Raw genomic sequence first — 18,599 nt, 5'->3', positions numbered from 1 at the left:
TTACTTTTCGCTTTCTGCCACCTTCCGGGAAAAGTCTTTCCAAAATAATTTGTGAAAAGCCAGACTGTTGGTCCTTTCTAAGAGCTTATTCGGACTGAAAGATTCGTTATTTTTGCGCTCGAATGTCCTAAGGGGATAATACAGAAAATCCTGTTCGGGATGAAACTGTACGCCAATTACGTTGGGGAAACGCGTACTTTGGAGGCCTTCCACAATTTTTCCGTCCAAGGAGGTGGCAATGACTTTCAGATTTTGTCCGATTTTTCCGGCACACTGGTGATGGGCACTCAGCACATAAGGAATAGTCGTTTCCGGGAAACCGGCATCAGTAACAAAATAGCCGTCCTTCACCAACCGGATGGGGTGAAAATGACCGTAGAAAATATCTTGGTTAGCTGAAAAACCATTGAAATAATTCCGGTGCATCATCGCTGGTGACATCTTCAATACATCTTCTACATCGCGTATTCCATAAACATCTTGCGGAATATCCTGAATGAGCGTTCCGCCGGCAGCCACATTCATGGTTTGCATACCCAAACAAAATGCCCGGATAACAAAGTGAGGCCGTTCTTCCAGGAAAGGTTTAAAATTGGGATTTTGTGAGCCACCAATCAGGTGGAAGAAGAACGAAGCCTCAAAAAAGTGACGCATCGGATCGGTCACTGATGTCAGCAACTCCTGTTTTGCACCGTAAATGGATGGCGGAATATCCGGTCCACCGAAAAATAAAATCGCATCCGCATTTTCGAAAAGCTGGTGAAACAGCCTTGTACAGGCATTCTTCCGAAAAAGGTTATCGAGTGTTAGTTTGCCTTCAACTTTCTTCAGGTGGTAATTTTCGATATGATGCTCGGCTAAATACTTTTCGGAAGCCGAATAATCATAGTTTTCATCGGCATAATAAACGCCAAGCATTTCCAGATTCGGAATATCAATCAATCCGTCTTTCACCAGTGACAGCGCATTTTCAATGTTGCCAACGGTTGGGTGCAGCAAAATAATGCGGTGCGTGCTTCCATTTGCGGCAAATGCAGTGGTTGAAACGAGGAGAATCAAAACGAAAGAAAGGAGCCTTTTCAAGCTGATGGAATGACGATGGTTTGCAGGATGATTCATGGCAAAAACGGTTAGTTGAGTGAATGAAAGTTTAAAGATATTATCTTTTCGGATTAACACCAGATGAAGCTGCCCAGTGATTTATCGAGAGCGCTAAAATTTTGTATCTTAGCGCGAAATTTCAGCCATACAGACCTTTTCCCGGTTTCCCGGAAGGTTGAAATGATACAAAAACGAACATTAACGGACTAAAAAATACACCAGTGAATTTTGTAAATGAGCTTACCTGGCGGGGCATGATTCACGACATGATGCCCGGTACGGAAGAACAAATTAAGAAAGAGATGACCACCGCTTATGTGGGAATTGACCCGACGGCCGATTCGCTGCATATTGGACACTTGGTTGGAGTAATGATGCTGAAACATTTTCAGGTGGCCGGCCACAAACCGATTGTATTGGTGGGCGGCGCTACCGGAATGATTGGCGATCCATCGGGGAAATCGCAGGAGCGGAACCTGTTGGATGAAGAGACATTGCGTCACAACCAGAATTGCCTGAAAGAACAGCTGGAGAAATTCCTTGATTTCAACCCGGATGTGGAGAATGGTGCGGAGATGGTGAACAACTACGACTGGATGAAGGAGTTCAGCTTCCTGGGTTTCATTCGCGATATTGGGAAGCACATTACCGTGAACTACATGATGTCGAAGGATTCGGTGAAGAAGCGTCTCGACGGAAGTAGCAAAACCGGATTGTCGTTTACCGAATTCACCTATCAGCTGGTTCAGGGAACCGACTTTCTTCATTTATACGAGACCAAAAACTGCAAACTGCAGATGGGCGGTTCCGATCAGTGGGGAAACATTACCACCGGTACCGAACTCATTCGGCGCAAGCTGGGAGGAGAAGCCTTCGCACTTACTTGTCCGCTGATTACCAAAGCCGATGGGAAAAAGTTCGGAAAAACCGAATCGGGCAATGTTTGGCTCGATCCGAAACGTACTTCACCCTATAAATTTTACCAGTTTTGGCTGAACACGTCCGATGAAGATGCAGAGCGTTACATAAAAATATTTACGCTGTTGCCGAAAGAGGAGATCGAAAAGCTGGTGGCTGAACATCAGGAGGCACCGCATACGCGGATTCTGCAGAAAACGCTGGCCAAAGAGGTGACCTGTATGGTTCACTCGGAAGCCGATTATGACGCGGCGGTTGAGGCTTCGCAGATTCTGTTTGGTAAAGGGACCGAAGAGCAGTTACGCAAATTGGATGAAGATACCTTCCTGTCTGTTTTCGAGGGTGTTCCACAATTTCCGGTCGACCGGAAATTATTGGATGAGAGTGTTGGTGTGATTGATTTACTGGCAGAACACACTGAGGTGTTCCCGTCGAAAGGTGAGTTACGCCGAACCATTAAAGGTGGCGGTTTGAGTATCAATAAATCAAAAGTGACGGCCGATGATGCGACGGTGAATGCAGCCTCGCTGATTGGTGAAAAATATTTGTTAGTGCAGAAAGGAAAGAAGAATTACTTCCTGATTATTGCAGGATAATCGCCATTTTCTGCTGAATAGCATGATATTGGATAATTTTTAACGGGTCTTGTTCGTTTCCTTTGTGAATGACAAGGCCCGTTTTACTTTCAGTTGACTAACCATGGAAAATTATTTTGACAATCGACGGCTGTTGCAATTACTTCTGAAATGGAAACTCCATTTGGGAATTATTGCAGTTTTAGCCGCTATTTTAGCCGCTATTTTTACAGGACCAACATTCATCCATCCCAAGTTTCGCTCAACCGCTAAAGTGTACCCGATGTTGGATGTGAGAACTTTTAGCGATGAATCGGAAACTGAGCAGATGCTGGAGTTTTTCAAATCGACCGATTTGAAGCGCCGAATGGTAGAGACTTTTGACCTGGGGGAGGCGTACCAGGTATCGAAAGATTACCCCTATTTTTGGTCCACCGTACTCGATCGATATGACAAAAATGTAGACATGCGGAAAACGGAATATCAGGCTGTCGAAATCAGTGTTCTTGACGAAGAGCCACAACGAGCCTCTGATATGGTGGATTCGCTGATATCGTTTTGCGACAGGAAAATGTTGCATATATATCGCCAGAGGTACAGAGAATATGCGGCAACCAGCGGATTGGAACTCAAAAATCTGGTACGTCAGCGCGATTCGTTGGTAAAAGATTTGACACACTACAGCGAGGAGACCGGTTTACTTAACTATCCGGAGCAGGTGAAGGAGGTTACCCGTGGTTATATGGAAGCCATTGTCAAAGGAGGAGCGTCATCTGCTTCATCCCGAGAGGTTAAGAAGAATTTGGATAATTTGGGTCGAAAAGGTATTCGGTTTTGGCAGATGAGCGAAGAGATGGAAGGACGCAATATAGAGATCGATTCGCTGAGAACTTACCACAATTGGGCCCTTTCGCAGGCCAACAAGGAGACCAAATTTGCCCGGGTTGTCCAAAGGCCTTTCCCTGCTGACAGGAAATACTGGCCGAAACGAACCCTGATTGTTTTGTTAAGTGTATTGTTTGCCTTGTTCATCGGAACCGTTGTAGTTGCCGCAGTCGATCGCTCTAAATCATAGTTGTTGGAACGCATCAGCCACATAAAGCTTATTCTCTTTTATTTTCTGGCCATCTTGTTTATTGCGTGTAATTTGTATTTACTTACCGTGAAAGAAACAAGGGATCTGATTTTATTGCCCATTGGTTTTATCGTGGTGGCAATGGCGCTGTTTCGGCTCGATGTGCTGTTTCGTCTGGTCATATTTTTGACACCACTTTCCATTCCTTTGACTACTTTTTATCCCGACTCGGTGGTGAACATGAGTCTGCCATCGGAACCCGTTCTGTTTGGTTTGCTGGGCATATTTGTTCTTCGGTTATTATTGGAAAATGATTTTGACCGGAAGGTTTGGCATCACCCCGTAACTTATTCTATCGGAATCTACCTTGGGTGGATGTTGCTAACCAGTTTTACTTCAACCATGCCATTGGTGTCATTGAAAGCTTTTCTGGCTGCAGCCTGGTTTATCAGTGCCGCCTATTTCATGGCAACGCAATACCTGAAGCGGGGATTTTCATCCATTCGGGAATTGTGGTTACTCTTTATAGCGGCCATGGTCATCGTGATCATCCTCACCATCCGGAAGCATATCGGTTATGGTTTGTGGAATAAGCAAATTGCGTACAAGGTTCCTCAGCCGTTTTTTAACGATCATACCGTTTATGGGGCAGTTATTGCCATGATGATTCCCTATGTGATAGCATTTGCTTCCGATAGGGGAAGTAAGATGAAAATCCGTCTGCTATTTGCTTTGCTATTTCCGGTTTTTCTTTCTGGACTGATTTTCTCCTATTCACGAGCCAGCTGGTTGAGTATAGCAATTGCCGCAGTTGTCTGGATTATCATGAAACTGCGCATTCGGTTTACACATCTCCTTTTGACTGCCGTAACCATTGTGGTCATCTTGTTTACATTTTGGACACAGATTTTGCTAAAACTGGAAACCAACAAAACCGATTCGTCCAGTAACATGATGAAGCACGTGGAATCGATGACGAATATAACATCGGATGCCTCGAATGTGGAACGGCTGAATCGCTGGTACTGTGCATTGGAAATGTTTAAGGAAAAGCCGGTTTTAGGATGGGGGCCTAACACTTATCAGTTCAAATATGCTCCATTTCAGATTCGCGAATTCAGAACGATTATCAGCACGAATTCAGGCGATTGGGGAAATGCACACAGCGAATACCTGGGAGCGTTAGTTTCTTCCGGTCTGCCGGGATTACTGGCCTTTCTGGTCATGATTGTCTTAATTCTATACACCGGAATACGGTTGTATTCACGTACCAAAGATGCACGGACGCGGTTGCTTACAATGGCTGCCGTACTGTCGCTTATCACCTATTTTGTGCACAGTTTCCTGAATAACTTCCTCGATATGGACAATGCGGCCGTTCCTTTCTGGATGAGTTTTGCACTGATTGTGGTGCTGGATATTCACGAAAGACAAAGTCTACCCCAACAAAAAAGACCTGCATAACAGGAGTCACACAGGTCTTTAACAGGTTGGATGGTTTATTTATTCGGCGGTATCCCACCAAACGGGTGTTTTCAGTCTTACTTCCGGACGATTGTCACCAAGATTCGCTTCGTTCCTGTTTTGTTCGTTAATCTCATAGCACATCGCTCTGATCCATTCACCATCCTGGAAAATGCTGTATACATTTTCCGGACGACTAAGGTTCGGGTAGATGGCAGTGCTGTAATCCATACGCCGCATATCCACCCAAGTTTCCGGATTGAACACCATCGCAATGTATTTTTGTGTCATGATGTAGCTAAGCCCGGATGTGATGTCACCACCTGATGTAAAATCAGCAGTCGTCAACGCGTCCATTTTAGTAGTAGCTTCCGCGATAGCGTCACTGCTAACACCTAATTTACGCATGTTGGCCAGTACACCTTCTTTGAATGCACTAATGGCCCCTGTTATATCGTTTTTGCGTAAACGGGCTTCGGCCTCGATGAATTTGACTTCGCTGTATGTGATAAACGGGAAAGGTGAATCGGCACTGGAATAATAACCGCCGGGAACATTCGAATAGTCATCCAGTGTTTTATCCGTATCCAGTCCACGACCGTTAACAATTCCGGTGTATTCGCCGGTATTATTCGCCGGTTTCATGATAATAGGAAGACGAGGATCAACTCCACTGTCAGCCAGAGGTGACGATTTTAGCATATTGACGAAGAATGCACTATATCCTCCATACCGGGGAGCGGTAAGACTGGAGAAACCACCATAACCTTCCACACTCCATGGGTTCGCATCGGTACTGCTACCGTCGGCAGAGTAGGCAAATTCAGCATCCATTCCGTCGCCATCGAATGCTTTGCTACACGCGTCGATTACGGCATCGGGGTCGTATAAATTGGACTTCTTTGAATAGTGGTTCAGATATCTGGCTTTCAGTGCATAAGCGAATTTTATCCATTTCTGCGTATCTCCCTGATAAAGAATATCACCATCACGGTTATTTAGTGCGATGGCATTATCGGTAGCCGATAAATCCACGATTGCTTGATCGAGAGTTGCCAGTGCTTTTTCATAAACCGTTTTTTGATCTTCAAATCTTGGCATGAGGATGGTTTCCTGGACACCATCGTACAGATCGTCCCAGGGCATACGTCCAAGTTGATCGGAAAGTGAAAGGATAAGGAATGATTTGAAGATCTCACCAACACCTGAAAAATTAGGACTGTTTGTCTCTTTCCCAAGAAGGATGAGGTCGGCCGCATTGGGATATGCCCAAACCAGTGTGTTTTGCCAGAAATAGTAAGATGCTGTATAGTTCCAGATATCATAGCTACGGGCAGCCTGATAACTGGCCACATACTGCATGACGTCACTTACTTCCCGGGTGCCTCTCCATTGAGCAGCACCATTTGCAAGCCGGATGAGCGGCTTGATTCGGTTATCGGGCGATACCTGGGTGGGAGCATCTGGATCGGCATTTACATCCAGGTACTTGTCACACGAGGTGGCCAGTAACATTAGTAAAATGGGGAGAATGATATATCGTAATTGTTTCATCTCGTAAAATTTTTAAGGTTAAAAGCTTAATCTTACTCCAATATCGAAACCTTTTGTTGACGGAGTTCCAAGGTTGTCAATTCCGATGGAACCTGTTCCCTTCACAGCTGCACCAATAGTATTTACTTCCGGATCAATGCCAGAGTAACCGGTAAACAGTAGCAGGTTGCGGCCTGTGACATAGATTTGCGCATTGGAAATTTTGTTTTTGAATAAGTCGTCAGGAAGATTGTAGGTGAGTGTTACATAGCGAAGTCTGAGCCATGAACCATCTTCCACGAAGTTTTCTCCAACAGCAGCATAGCGGTCCTGGTAGTAGGCCTGGTCCAAAGTAACTGCCTTTGTATTTTCTGTGTAAACGATATCACCGTTTGTATCCACTTCGCCGGTAGGCATTAAACCTTTGAAAGTTGTTTGCGTATTTCTATTCAATGTCGTCGGACTCAAACCATAATATGCCAGTGCAGCTTCGGTGCCGTTTAACACGTCGTTTCCGTATGAAACATCCCACAGAAATGACAGTGTGAAGTTTTTATAATGCATGGTGTTGGTCAAGCCAAGGGTCCATTTGGGAGCTCTGTTGCCAATCCGATGTTGTACCGGATCAACCTGAACCATTCCATTTTCATCAAGTAGTAGGTTGCCATTATCGTCTTTCAGATAGGTTTTACCATAAATTCCGAATAATGGACCATCGAGAAATGCAGCCCCTTCAGCAATATTATTAAATGCCCAGGAATCTGATTCTTCAACCTGTTCGATAGTTCCGGGAAGTTCGGTAACCCAGCTTTTCATTTTCGAAAAGTTCAAATCGATGTTCCACGAAAAGTTTTCTGCAACGACCGGTTTGGCATTCAATACCAGTTCAATTCCCGAGTTCTTGACGGTACCAGCATTCAGGTAACCTCCGTACGTACTAGTTGACGGGGGCATACGAACAAAAAGAATTTGGTCTTCGGATTTACTTTTGTAGTACGTGAAGTCCAATCCCAGTCTGTTCTTAAAGAAGCGGAGGTCTGTTCCGACTTCCATGGAAGTGGTGAACTCTGGTTTAAGTCCCGGATTTCCGGTAGGATAGGTGGCATGAATAAAGCCTCCCGGATCAATAGTATAGCTGTTGGTTGCAGATGCCATTGGGGTAATCAACACGTGCGGAGGTGCATCCTTACCTACCTGAGCCCAGGTAGCCCTGATTTTCCAGTAACTAATTCCAAGTGGTGAAAGAAAATCATTACCAGTAGTCTGGAGAATATCATAAGGCAATACCGAAACGCCAAATGAAGGGTAGAAGAAGACATTATTGTTTTTAGGTAATGTGGATGATTTATCCACGCGTCCGGTCATATTAAAGAATACCAGACTTTTCCAGTCATACTTGAAATCACCAAATAGGCTCACAATTCGCTTACGCCGGGAGCTTTGCCCAACTGTCCGGTCGGCCGACTCGGTATTGTTGATACCCGGAAAATCTGCCTCGATGAAATTCTGGCCGGTCCAGTAATTTTTACGATAGTAGGAGCTTTCAACATTATTACCTACTGTTAATGCCAGGTTATTGTCATTAATCGACTTGTTGAAATTGAGCAACAGAGTTGAAGTCGTAATTTGGTTAAAGGCGGCATACTCGGAAATGTATCCGTTGTTGTATGTGGCCGATCCGCTGGCATATATACTTTTATTCTTTTCGAAGAACATGTCAGTACCCAGACGATAAGTGATGTTAAGGAAGTCGAACGGATTATAACTGATATTTCCAATTCCGATGAGTCGATCGACGCGGTTATTAATTGGGTTATTGATGGCGCTCCAGTATGGATTGTCGATAGGTGCATCATCAACTCCGGGAAGAAATTTCTGTGTTCCGTCTTCATTTAGGTAATCTTTCATATTGATATTAATCGGATACGAAAGAATGCTTCGGAAATTACCACTATTGGAAGAGCCCTGGCGGGTCCGGTCACTTTCAGAATTTACGTAGTTGAAAGAGCCACCAATATTCAGGTTCTTCTTCAGTTTCGAGTCTGCTTTCAATCTCACGGAAGTACGGTCATAGTTCGTGTGATCTATAACTCCGGATTGATCTAACCGGCCAACCGACATATACATCGAAGTTTTATCAGTACCAGCGGAATAGGTGAGGTTGTGATTTTGACTTATTGCTGTTTTGTAAAAATCTTTCAGGTTATTGTATCGTGGCGTTGAAGCCGATAACGGGTCTTTAGCCCATGAATAGGTTGTAGATGTATTGGTACTTCCATCATCCATTTGTGTGCCCTGTCCGTAAACCATTTGGATATCGGGGGTACTCATCACCTCATCCACTGATGCAGATCCACTGTACGAAATTTGTGCTTTACCAGCCTTACCGCTTTTGGTGGTGATAACCACAGCTCCATTTGCTGCCTTGATTCCATATAGAGCAGCTGCAGCTGGTCCCTTCAAGATGGAGATAGAGGCAATATCCTCCGGATTAATATCCAGCGCACGGTTGGAAGATGCAATAGCCGGGTTGTTTTCTGTGCTGTTGTCAATGGGAATACCGTCGACAACAAATAACGGCTGGTTGTCTCCGCTCAATGAATTACCTCCCCGAATCATGATTACAGAAGAAGCTCCCGGCGCGCCCCCGGAATTGGTGACGGTTACACCGGCAACTTTACCCTGTAATGCATTTACCAGGTTGTTTTGTTTACTATCTTGTAATTCAACAGAGCCAACCCTCTGTACTGCATAACCCAACGACTTTTTCTCCTTTCGGATACCCATTGCTGTAACAACTACTTCGTTCACCGCAATCTGATCCGGAGATAGTTCGACATAGAGGTCTTTGCCTTTAGTCGCACTTACCTCTTTGGTTTTCATTCCAATGTACCTAAATTCCAATATGGCCCCCGGGTTGACAGTAATTTGGAATTTTCCATCTATATCGGTTGTGGTACCGTTCATGGTTCCTTTTTCGACGATGGAAACTCCCGGGATTCCGGATTTGTCGTCGACATTTGTGACAATACCCTTAACCGGAAATTCTTGCGCATGCAGCATCCCCGCGCTTAGGAGCATTAAAAGCAATAATAGTCGCTTTTTCATAGTCTAATTATTAAGAAGGTTAATAACGAAGAATGATGAAGTTGAAATATATAGAGGTTAATTTTTGTCCTTGACTGATTCTGTTAATGACGATTTGGGGCTGCTTTCAGTTTTGTCAGTCAGGCAAAAGAGAAAAAAACGTCATTCCAGTTTGGTTATTAAAGTGTATTACTTAATACGTAACATGTCACATAAAAATACACTTCCATTTCATGTCAACAATAGCTTTACATGTGTTACTTAACACATGATATGTATGACAAATATATACTTTGCGGAAGTAGAATTATGCAAAATGTAAGGAAAAGAAAGGCGGGAGTGTCGTTTTTAATGTTTAGTTAATAAATGCGAAAAGATGTTAACATGACTTTGTTTTTTGGGGGTGTGTTTCATAAAAGAATAAATACAACTACTTTTTGTGTAAATTAAGGGGGGAGATACAAGATAGTATAGTGAATTTGATGAGTTGGTAACTCAGTTCAATTTGCTTAACCAGAAGATAAACTTTATGCTGAAAAGAGGGAACTTATTCCATCTGCGGTGGATAGATTTTCAATCAAATTGTATCAGAAAAGGAAGGATATGTTAAGGATTTAGAAAAAGTAGTGAGTCGGAATGTGTAAATTCAGAGCGCAAAAAAACCCAGTCAAATTAAAATAACCGGGTTTTTAAGTATGTCCTAAATGTCTTTTATTTCTTCACACGTTCAGAGTATGACCGGTCGCGTGTATCCACTTTAATGATGTCGCCCTGGTTCACGAAAATCGGGACCATGATGGTGGCGCCAGTTTCCGTTTCTGCTGGTTTTTGAGCGGTAGATGAGGCAGTATTGCCTTTTTCACCTGGTTCGGTGTAAACCACTTCCAGTTCAACAAACGGCGGTAATTCAACACTTAGTGCAGTTTCGGTTTCAGCATGGAACACAATTTCGAGTGTCATTCCATCTTTCAACAAGTCTGCATTTTCCATCAAATCAGGTGAGATGATGACTTGCTCAAAAGTCTCGGTATGCATAAAATTAAAACCCATGTCATCTTTATAGAGAAACTGGTAGGGACGGCGCTCAATACGTGCCACGGTGACTTTTACCCCGGAGTTGAATGTATTCTCAATCACACGGCCAGTTTTCAGGTTTTTGAGCTTGGTGCGAACAAAGGCGGCTCCTTTCCCTGGTTTGACGTGCTGAAACTGCACAATCTGGAACAACTGATCGTTGAACTCAATGCACAATCCGTTTCGGAAATCTGCAGTAGATGCCATTATAATGTATTTAAATAAATGATTATTACTTACTTCCCCAGATTTCCGGGGATCTTGTCCGGCCGCAAATTTAATGAAACTTTCTAAAGAAACATGAGGAAGGCAAGGAAGTGTTTCATATTGCGTGCGTTGAGGGATTTATGGTCCTTAGTTCGCTTTGCGATGGAAAAATAGAAGACACCACGTGGAGACCGCAAAGGAAACGTCAGTCAAGCCTCATTTTATTTCTGGTTTCCGAAAATATTTTTTCGCGGAATGGTGGCAACGAAATCCTTCAAATAAAAAGGTTCATAGTAAGCAACATCCACAAAGTTTTTCTCCTTGAAAGCCTTTTCAGCAAGAACAGCCATGTGTTTCGACGAAGCCGCAATCCCTTCCGGGAAAAGGGCATTGGGATGCTGAATTGCCCTTTTGCATTTATCGGCTCCGTTACCGAAAAAAGCCACCGGTCCTTTTTGCAGATAATCCTGAAAAGAATGGTGATCGATGACATCAGCAGTGATTTCCCGGACCCGTTCTCCTTTTGTGGTATAAATGGCTGAATAAACTTCCATCCTTCGCGCGTCAATCATCGGGCACAGAAGCAATTGCTCATCGGTTGGGAGTCCGTAGTCCTGAAGGTGTAAAGCAACATGAGCAGCCATCGATTCGAGAGAAGATATCGCAATTAAAGGTATTCCCGCTGCATAGCAAATGCCTTTTGCTGCTGAAACGCCAATTCGTAAACCGGTGTAGGAACCGGGACCGCCTGATACGGAAACGGCATCCAAATCGGCAGCGTTTAATTTCAATTCATTTAAAACTTCTTCCGTATACAGTGTCAGTAGCTTAGCATGATTCATACCATCACTATTTTCACGAAAGGCGAGTACATTTCCTTCTTTTGCAATGGAAACAGAACAGACTTCAGTCGAGGACTCCAAATTCAGAATTAATGACATGCTATAAATTTTGTGCAAAGATGGTAAATTTTTCATGTCGGTATCGATTCCGGCATGTGAGTAACGTTTGTATTTATTCGATGGTTTAATCAGCACTCATTGTTCTTCGGACTTAGCTTGCCGGTGGTATGCTACATACTTTGCAAAGAATTGAATACTTTGTGCAGATGGCACAAAGAAAAGTCTCAAGGGAACACAGATCGCACGCCGTAGGGGCACAAAACATCGCGACCACGTGGTCTGACCTTAAGCCCTGCATTATGCCTACTCTGCCTGTCTTTGGGTGAATTATAGGAACGCAATGGTGTTATAGGTGATCATATCAAACATAAAGCTGTAAAACTTTCATCCCTATTACGGTGTTGATATAGTGTGTTTTTATATTTTTACGAGGTTTGTGATTGACTTTCATACATCAGGATTAAAATAATGTTGCGTACAGTAATTATAGATGACGATCAACTTTCGAGGACGATTTTGAAAAAGACATTCGAGAAATGTTTTGAGAATGTTGTACTCGAAGGAGAGGCTGATTCTGTGGCGTCGGGCCTTGCTTTGATCAACCGGGTGCACCCAAACCTGGTTTTTCTCGACATCAAGCTGCCGGACGGAACTGGTTTTGATTTAATTGAAAAACTTGAAGACACCGATTTCAAACTAATTTTTACCACTGCTTACAGTGAATACGCCATCAAAGCCTTCAAGTATTCGGCATTCGATTACATTGTCAAACCTATCGTACCCGACGATATTAAAGCATCATTGAACCGTATAAACCGGGTCTCTACGGCTTCTACACTGCCAAGGGTCCGGGCGATGCGTGATAATTTGTTTGGTTCGTCCGAAGATGCCAATGCCACCATCGCGTTACCCGAGCTGAATGGTTTTTCGATTGTTCGGATTGACGATATCGAGCGTTGTGAAGGGGAACGCAATTATTCACGCATATTCTTTAAGGATGGAACCGAGACGCTGGTCAGTCGCACCCTGATGGAGTTCGAAAATCTCCTGGCCCATCATGGGTTTAGCCGGATTCACCGCAGCCATTTAGTCAATCTGAAAAATGTGGTTCGGTATTTAAAATCCGGAGGCGGTATGGTGGAGATGAAAAGCGGGGAAATGCTGAAAGTTTCCTCCAAATACAAAGATGAACTCTTGAACCGGTTGCTGCATAACCGGCTTTAAACAATTAGCTTCTTCGAAATTTTTGTGGCTTCAGCTTTCATTTGTTACGATTGTTATCGCTCCAATAAACTTCTGCACGTTTCGGTCGAAACAGCGTTCGTTTTCCAAACGACTGCACCGCGCTACCACTTTTTAACACGGGGTGGCTTTCTTTTCCCAAGCCTGTCCCAACAAACGTGCTGGGGGTTACCATTGGGCTGATTGGACTGGCCTTTCAAGTCGAAAAATACGGCAATACTGTGCCCTACGGGCAAACAAATAGACAGCACTTAGTCACTTTTCTACCTTCATAAGGCTTAACACGTAAATCTTAACTCTTTAAACTTTATTCTTATGAACGCTCTTCTTCTTTATATCGTGCCAGACCCTATGTTAAAGACTCGATAAGTAACACCCAGCACTCTGTTCATTTAAAATTTTCTTTCATCTATATATCTAACGTCTCAATGTCACCATTCAAAATTTCCCATTTTTTTTGCGACCATACTGCATACCCTGAATCCAAGTCTATTGATTTTCGCAGAATTATTTTAACATAATGAATTGGCAAGCTGCTATAAAGTGAATAATCTTAGTTGTAAAAAAAATTAACAAAATGGGAATTGTATTGCCATGGAAGGGGCTCTTGGTGAGTCGGTTGCGGGATTGGGGATATCGAGATGAAAGGTTTTGATAATCAGATGAAGATTGGAAAGAGAATTTTTCTGTTCTAAATAGACTATTATGCGAAATATTTATGAAGCGATAGCGTTATTTTATTGCTGGTTACGAAGACTTTAAATGAGATGAGGAGGTCTTTTTATTACTGGTTGCGTTCCTGGGTAGTGATATTCTGCAACGAATTAAATCCGAAATTCGTTGGTGACGGAAAAGGCTCTTCAATGGCTTTAATATGCCGTAGAAGCAACGTTTGTCACCGTTTGAGGAGTCATAGATATTCATATGATAAATTTGATGACGCAAAGTTGAAAGCGTAGATGTTGGGATGTAAAAAAAACATACAATGGCAAGAATTTTTAATGTGAAGATAATCAATTGTATAGGTCGGGTTTTCGGCGGGGCAACGGAGATGGTTGTCGATTATTATACGATGAACACTATTTTGTTTAACAATTTTTAATAATTTTACCATTGGAGTAAAAAGAGCATTGGCATTAGTTAGCACATTATGAAGTGTTTAATGCTATTTGAATTTTGTTGAAAAAAGTGTCTGATTTTCGGACATTAAACAAATTAAACATTTGCGTAAACCATATTGGTGATTGAGGAGTCTTGGTTGACGCAATGGATGAAGAATAAAAAGGCAAAAATTAGGAGCACTTGTTACACAAACTGATCGACATATCGGTAAAGAGATTCGTATGTTGTCGCACACACAGCCCAACTGTGAGTGTTCAACAGGATTCAATGTTTGCCTCCCATTCAACACCCGATATCTTTCAGGCGTCCCAAAAATGTCTACCTATCAATATAAATCACCAGTCATTTAAGGTTTTAATCATTGTTGCACTTTTGTTTGTGCTAGGTTCTGGATTTGCTTTAGGGCAGACTTATTCAAGTGATTATACGATATCAGGTGATTACACGACCGTTAATCCTTTGGTCGTCCAAAATGGTGCTACTTTAACCATAACCGGAAACTTAACCGCCTCGGGTGGTTCCATAGATATTAAAAGTGGTTCAACATTAATAGTGGAGGGAAGTTTGTCTTCCAATATTGATATTAACATCTTTTCGGGTGCTCAGCTAATCGTTTACACAAATGTCGATGTGCATGGAGGTAATATTGTTTCACATGGAGATATTATTGTCCTTGGTAACTTTAATATGACCAGTTCTTCAGGAACGCTGAAGAATAATGCAAATATGATTGTGGGGGGGGATTTTACCTTTGGAAACGGTTCTTTCTCAACCCACGACAACCAGCAGGTTTACCTCTTTGGGAATAATAATACTTACCCCGGGTATATGGATGGTACTTTCAACAACGCTGGCAATCTGGGTAATTTACATGACAATAATATTGATCTATATAAGCAATATCTCGCACTAACCGGGGCTACTGCATGTTCCGGACTGACATTAACGGCCACCGCCACCCCAACCACCGTTTACAGTGGAAGTTACACGCAATTAAAAGCTGATGGGTTTACACCATCTACTGTGACGTTATTGGATGAGGGGTTTAATTTGGCAACGAATAAATGGAGTGTTTACAGTACAAATAAGGCTGGATACTATTCTGAATGGTCATTGTGGAATAGCAGCTCTACAATTCAATCAAATGATAATAGTCAATTCTATCTCTCATATAGTTCTTATTACGGTGCGACGACTACTTTTTTGCAGTCTCCGGAAATTAATACCCAAAATTTAGGAAGTCTTTCTCTTGAGTTTTATCAATATTTCAGACATGCCGGTGGCGAAATTGCTGCTATACAAGTGTCAACGGATAATCGCCTAACATGGCAAACTGTTCAAACATACAGTAGTACCATGGGAGGTTTAACAAATTTCCAGAAATCGACAGTTGACTTGGATTCATACGTCGGTAATGCAAGTTTATACATTCGTTTTAAGTATGATGCATGGGATGATTATTACTGGGCCATCGACAATGTAAAGGTAACCGGAATACCCGACGTACAATATAGCTGGACCTCCAGTCCGGTCGGCTTTACCTCTTCCGACCAGAATCCAACAGATAATCCGGCACAAACAACTACCTATACCGTGACAGCTACCGATTTATTTAATTCCTGTTCAAAAAGTGCAAATGTAACTGTTAATGTGAATCCAGACACCGAAGCCCCGTTTTTTCCAAATTTTCCTAACGATACAACGGTAACAGCCGATCCGGGCTGTACAGCGAACGTTTGGTACAATATACCTGCTGCAACCGACAATGCTGGAGGATATGCGGGGCCGTTAACTGGGTTTGACTTTTTGGGTACTGCTCCTTTTAACGGACATAGCTATTATATGTCCAACGATCTAAAACTTTCCATCGACGCGCACAAAAACGTGTTTGACAACGGTGGGCACCTGGCGACGATTACCAGTCAGGCCGAAAACGATTTTTTGAGTCCCTTTGCTGCGGCTAAGGATACAGATGTTTGGTTCGGTTTAACCGATGCTGCACAGGAAGGGACTTTTCGATGGGTGACGGGTGAATACTATTCTGCGACGGATCCGGCTTCGTATAAAAATTGGAATGCAGGTGAACCCAATAATTCCAGTAATAATGAAGATTGGGCCGAAATGTATGGAACGAATCCGTCATTAAATGGCAAATGGAACGACCAATTCAATACGGATAGCCGATATTTCTTTTTGGAATTTGACGGCCCGCGCGTAGTTGGTGAGATGCAGAACGAAGGTGATCCCACTTGGTATCCGGCCCCTGCACCGGGAAGTGCATTTTCAACGGGAATACATCATATGCGTTTTACGGCAACTGATGCATCAGGTAATACATCCACTCGTGAATTTGATATTACAGTAACCGAATCAGAACCGCCAACAATTACAGCACCAACAGATGTAACCGTTACTGCTGATGCCGGCTCCTGTTATGCAACGAACGTGGATTTGGGAACGCCGGTTACCGATGATAACTGTGGCGTGAAGAGCGTGACAAATGATGCTCCGACGAGTTTTCCGGAAGGAACAACAACGGTTACCTGGACAGTGACCGATAAATCGGGTAATACAGCCACGGATACTCAAGATGTAACAGTAACGTCAAATGGGGTTATTTCCGGTGATGATCAAAACACCGAAGGGGACAATTCATGGATTGGCCATATATACAATGGAACCAATTTTCAGGACTACTATGGTTACACAACGGAACCACAGGAGTTCGATGAGAATTTTGGGGGAAGTCAAACATGCTATGATTTTTCCAATAGCTCAGGCGGTGGTTCAATTTACACAGAGACATTCTCTGTCCATTACCGGATGCATACGACGACGCTGGATGGTATTTACCTGGTGGATATTGGCAGTGATGATGGTGCCCGCTTGTACGTCGACAATATCTTGGTTTATACTCATTGGAGCAACCGGGGGTATGGAACACCGGATGCAGGAATTCTTTTCAGTGTAAATGGAGATAATCACCTTTTACTGGATTTTTACGAAAATGGCGGTGGAAACCGGATTTCATTTGGTAATCTGCAAAAGGTAACAGATAAACTTGCATCGGGAACTACGCAGAGTGTATGTGTTAATGCCACAGCAAATAAAATAGTTGGTAATGATGCATTTACTGATAGTCCAATCTCGAGCAACACGGCTTACACGGTAACTTATCAGTGGCAGGAGAGTACCGATGGAACAACCTTTACCGATATTTCCGGTGCAACAGCAAAAGATTATACACCGCCGACAACTGTTGCGGGTAAAACGTATTATCAAAGAATCCTCACTATATCGCGTACAAATCCGGGCATGTCAACAACAACAGTCGCAACCAGTGTTTCAGATGTGGCAGAAATCACGATAAATCCCGAAGTGGCGACTCCTGTTTTTGCCGACGGCACAACATCCACTCGTTGTCAGGGGGCGGGTACGGTAACTTATTCGGCAACAGCCGCCAATGCAACGACAATTACTTACTCGCTTGATAATACTAGTCTAACCAATGGTAATACGATTGATGCGAGTACCGGAGAGGTAACATATGCTGATACCTGGAGTGGTACCTCGGTTATAACTGTTTCTGCTGAAGGTTGCGGTGGTCCTAAGACGGCTACCCATACAGTTACTACGACACCATCGGTGGGAGTTCCAACCCCCATCACGGTTTCGGCAGGTTCAGAACCCGCATGCCCACCTGAGGATGGGACTCTAACAACAACTTATTCTACAACCGCAACCAATAGTACAGGGCTGGTCTGGAGCATTGATAATCTGTCTGCCGGTTCCATCAATTCCTCAACCGGGGAGATGACCTGGGCGCAAGGATTTTCAGGGACCGTGAAAATTAAGGTCGAAGCTTCGGGATGTAATGGGCCAACTATGGCCTCGCGAACGGTTACTATTGAAGATACCGAGAAACCGGTTATAGCCGACCTAAGTGATTTGTCCACATCAGTGTGTGCTTCCGACGAAACGGCTTCACCTCAGTATGAAGTGGTGAACGGAATCGGTTTGCCGGCCAGTCGGATTACAGATAATTGTTCATCCACTTTTACGATAACTTATACAATTAGCGGCGCTACTACGGTGACCAATGGTACCGGTGATGCCAGTGGTACAACTTTTTACGAAGGCACATCGACGGTAACGTATTACGCAACCGATGAAAGTGGAAATATAAGTGCTGGAAAATCCTTCACCGTAACGGTCGATCACAAGCCGAATCCTGGAAATGTAACAACGAACTAACAATAATGAAAAGAGATAATTTAAGAAACGCATAACCTTTAAAAT

The 18,599-nt window shown here is 43.3% G+C and carries 10 protein-coding genes; 5 read left to right on the top strand and 5 right to left on the bottom strand.

The window, feature by feature from the left end; translation table 11 throughout:
- On the bottom strand, window positions 1–1,119 hold the full coding sequence (locus T426_RS0114525) for a gamma-glutamyl-gamma-aminobutyrate hydrolase family protein (protein ID WP_027585897.1): 1,119 nt from the start codon (window positions 1,117–1,119) through the stop codon (window positions 1–3).
- 203 nt (window positions 1,120–1,322) lie between these two features.
- Between T426_RS0114525 and tyrS the strand changes: the two genes are divergently transcribed.
- The 3 genes from tyrS (at window position 1,323) to T426_RS0114510 (ending at window position 5,133) form a co-directional block, all read left to right on the top strand.
- Complete coding sequence (gene tyrS, locus T426_RS0114520; RefSeq protein WP_025865101.1) at window positions 1,323–2,615, top strand: tyrosine--tRNA ligase; 1,293 nt, start codon at window positions 1,323–1,325, stop codon at window positions 2,613–2,615.
- 103 nt (window positions 2,616–2,718) lie between these two features.
- On the top strand, window positions 2,719–3,669 hold the full coding sequence (locus tag T426_RS0114515) for a GumC domain-containing protein (protein WP_025865102.1): 951 nt from the start codon (window positions 2,719–2,721) through the stop codon (window positions 3,667–3,669).
- Between the two features lie 87 nt (window positions 3,670–3,756).
- Complete coding sequence (locus T426_RS0114510) at window positions 3,757–5,133, top strand: O-antigen ligase family protein (protein ID WP_153637575.1); 1,377 nt, start codon at window positions 3,757–3,759, stop codon at window positions 5,131–5,133.
- Window positions 5,134–5,172: 39 nt separating this feature from the next.
- On the opposite strand, the gene T426_RS0114505 is transcribed toward T426_RS0114510, so the two are convergent.
- From T426_RS0114505 to tsaB, 4 genes are all read right to left on the bottom strand, one after another.
- On the bottom strand, window positions 5,173–6,687 hold the full coding sequence (locus T426_RS0114505; RefSeq protein ID WP_025865104.1) for a SusD/RagB family nutrient-binding outer membrane lipoprotein: 1,515 nt from the start codon (window positions 6,685–6,687) through the stop codon (window positions 5,173–5,175).
- 18 nt (window positions 6,688–6,705) lie between these two features.
- Window positions 6,706–9,774, bottom strand: coding sequence for a SusC/RagA family TonB-linked outer membrane protein (locus T426_RS0114500; protein ID WP_025865105.1), 3,069 nt, complete (start codon window positions 9,772–9,774; stop codon window positions 6,706–6,708).
- Between the two features lie 690 nt (window positions 9,775–10,464).
- On the bottom strand, window positions 10,465–11,034 hold the full coding sequence (gene efp, locus T426_RS0114495; protein WP_025865106.1) for an elongation factor P: 570 nt from the start codon (window positions 11,032–11,034) through the stop codon (window positions 10,465–10,467).
- A gap of 221 nt (window positions 11,035–11,255) precedes the next feature.
- Window positions 11,256–11,975: a tRNA (adenosine(37)-N6)-threonylcarbamoyltransferase complex dimerization subunit type 1 TsaB gene (tsaB, locus tag T426_RS0114490; RefSeq protein WP_025865107.1), complete on the bottom strand. Its 720-nt coding sequence runs from the start codon at window positions 11,973–11,975 to the stop codon at window positions 11,256–11,258.
- 429 nt (window positions 11,976–12,404) lie between these two features.
- Between tsaB and T426_RS0114485 the strand changes: the two genes are divergently transcribed.
- Both T426_RS0114485 and T426_RS0114480 read left to right on the top strand, forming a co-directional pair.
- Complete coding sequence (locus tag T426_RS0114485) at window positions 12,405–13,160, top strand: LytR/AlgR family response regulator transcription factor (RefSeq protein WP_025865108.1); 756 nt, start codon at window positions 12,405–12,407, stop codon at window positions 13,158–13,160.
- Between the two features lie 1,518 nt (window positions 13,161–14,678).
- Window positions 14,679–18,554 carry an HYR domain-containing protein gene (locus T426_RS0114480; protein ID WP_234406778.1) on the top strand — a complete coding sequence of 1,292 codons (3,876 nt, stop codon included), beginning with the start codon at window positions 14,679–14,681 and terminating at the stop codon, window positions 18,552–18,554.
- Window positions 18,555–18,599: the final 45 nt, after the last annotated feature.

The organism is Prolixibacter bellariivorans ATCC BAA-1284 (assembly GCF_000621705.1).
Taxonomy (GTDB): domain Bacteria; phylum Bacteroidota; class Bacteroidia; order Bacteroidales; family Prolixibacteraceae; genus Prolixibacter; species Prolixibacter bellariivorans.
This window is presented reverse-complemented; position numbering and strand designations above follow the sequence as displayed.

Excerpts from the sequence above, each read along its gene's own strand:
- T426_RS0114525 (WP_027585897.1), bottom strand. The coding sequence starts at position 1,119 with ATGAATCATCCTGCAAACCATCGTCATTCCATCAGCTTGAAAAGGCTC.
- efp (WP_025865106.1), bottom strand. The coding sequence starts at position 11,034 with ATGGCATCTACTGCAGATTTCCGAAACGGATTGTGCATTGAGTTCAAC.
- T426_RS0114500 (WP_025865105.1), bottom strand. The coding sequence starts at position 9,774 with ATGAAAAAGCGACTATTATTGCTTTTAATGCTCCTAAGCGCGGGGATG.
- tsaB (WP_025865107.1), bottom strand. The coding sequence starts at position 11,975 with ATGTCATTAATTCTGAATTTGGAGTCCTCGACTGAAGTCTGTTCTGTT.
- T426_RS0114485 (WP_025865108.1), top strand. The coding sequence starts at position 12,405 with ATGTTGCGTACAGTAATTATAGATGACGATCAACTTTCGAGGACGATT.
- T426_RS0114515 (WP_025865102.1), top strand. The coding sequence starts at position 2,719 with ATGGAAAATTATTTTGACAATCGACGGCTGTTGCAATTACTTCTGAAA.
- T426_RS0114505 (WP_025865104.1), bottom strand. The coding sequence starts at position 6,687 with ATGAAACAATTACGATATATCATTCTCCCCATTTTACTAATGTTACTG.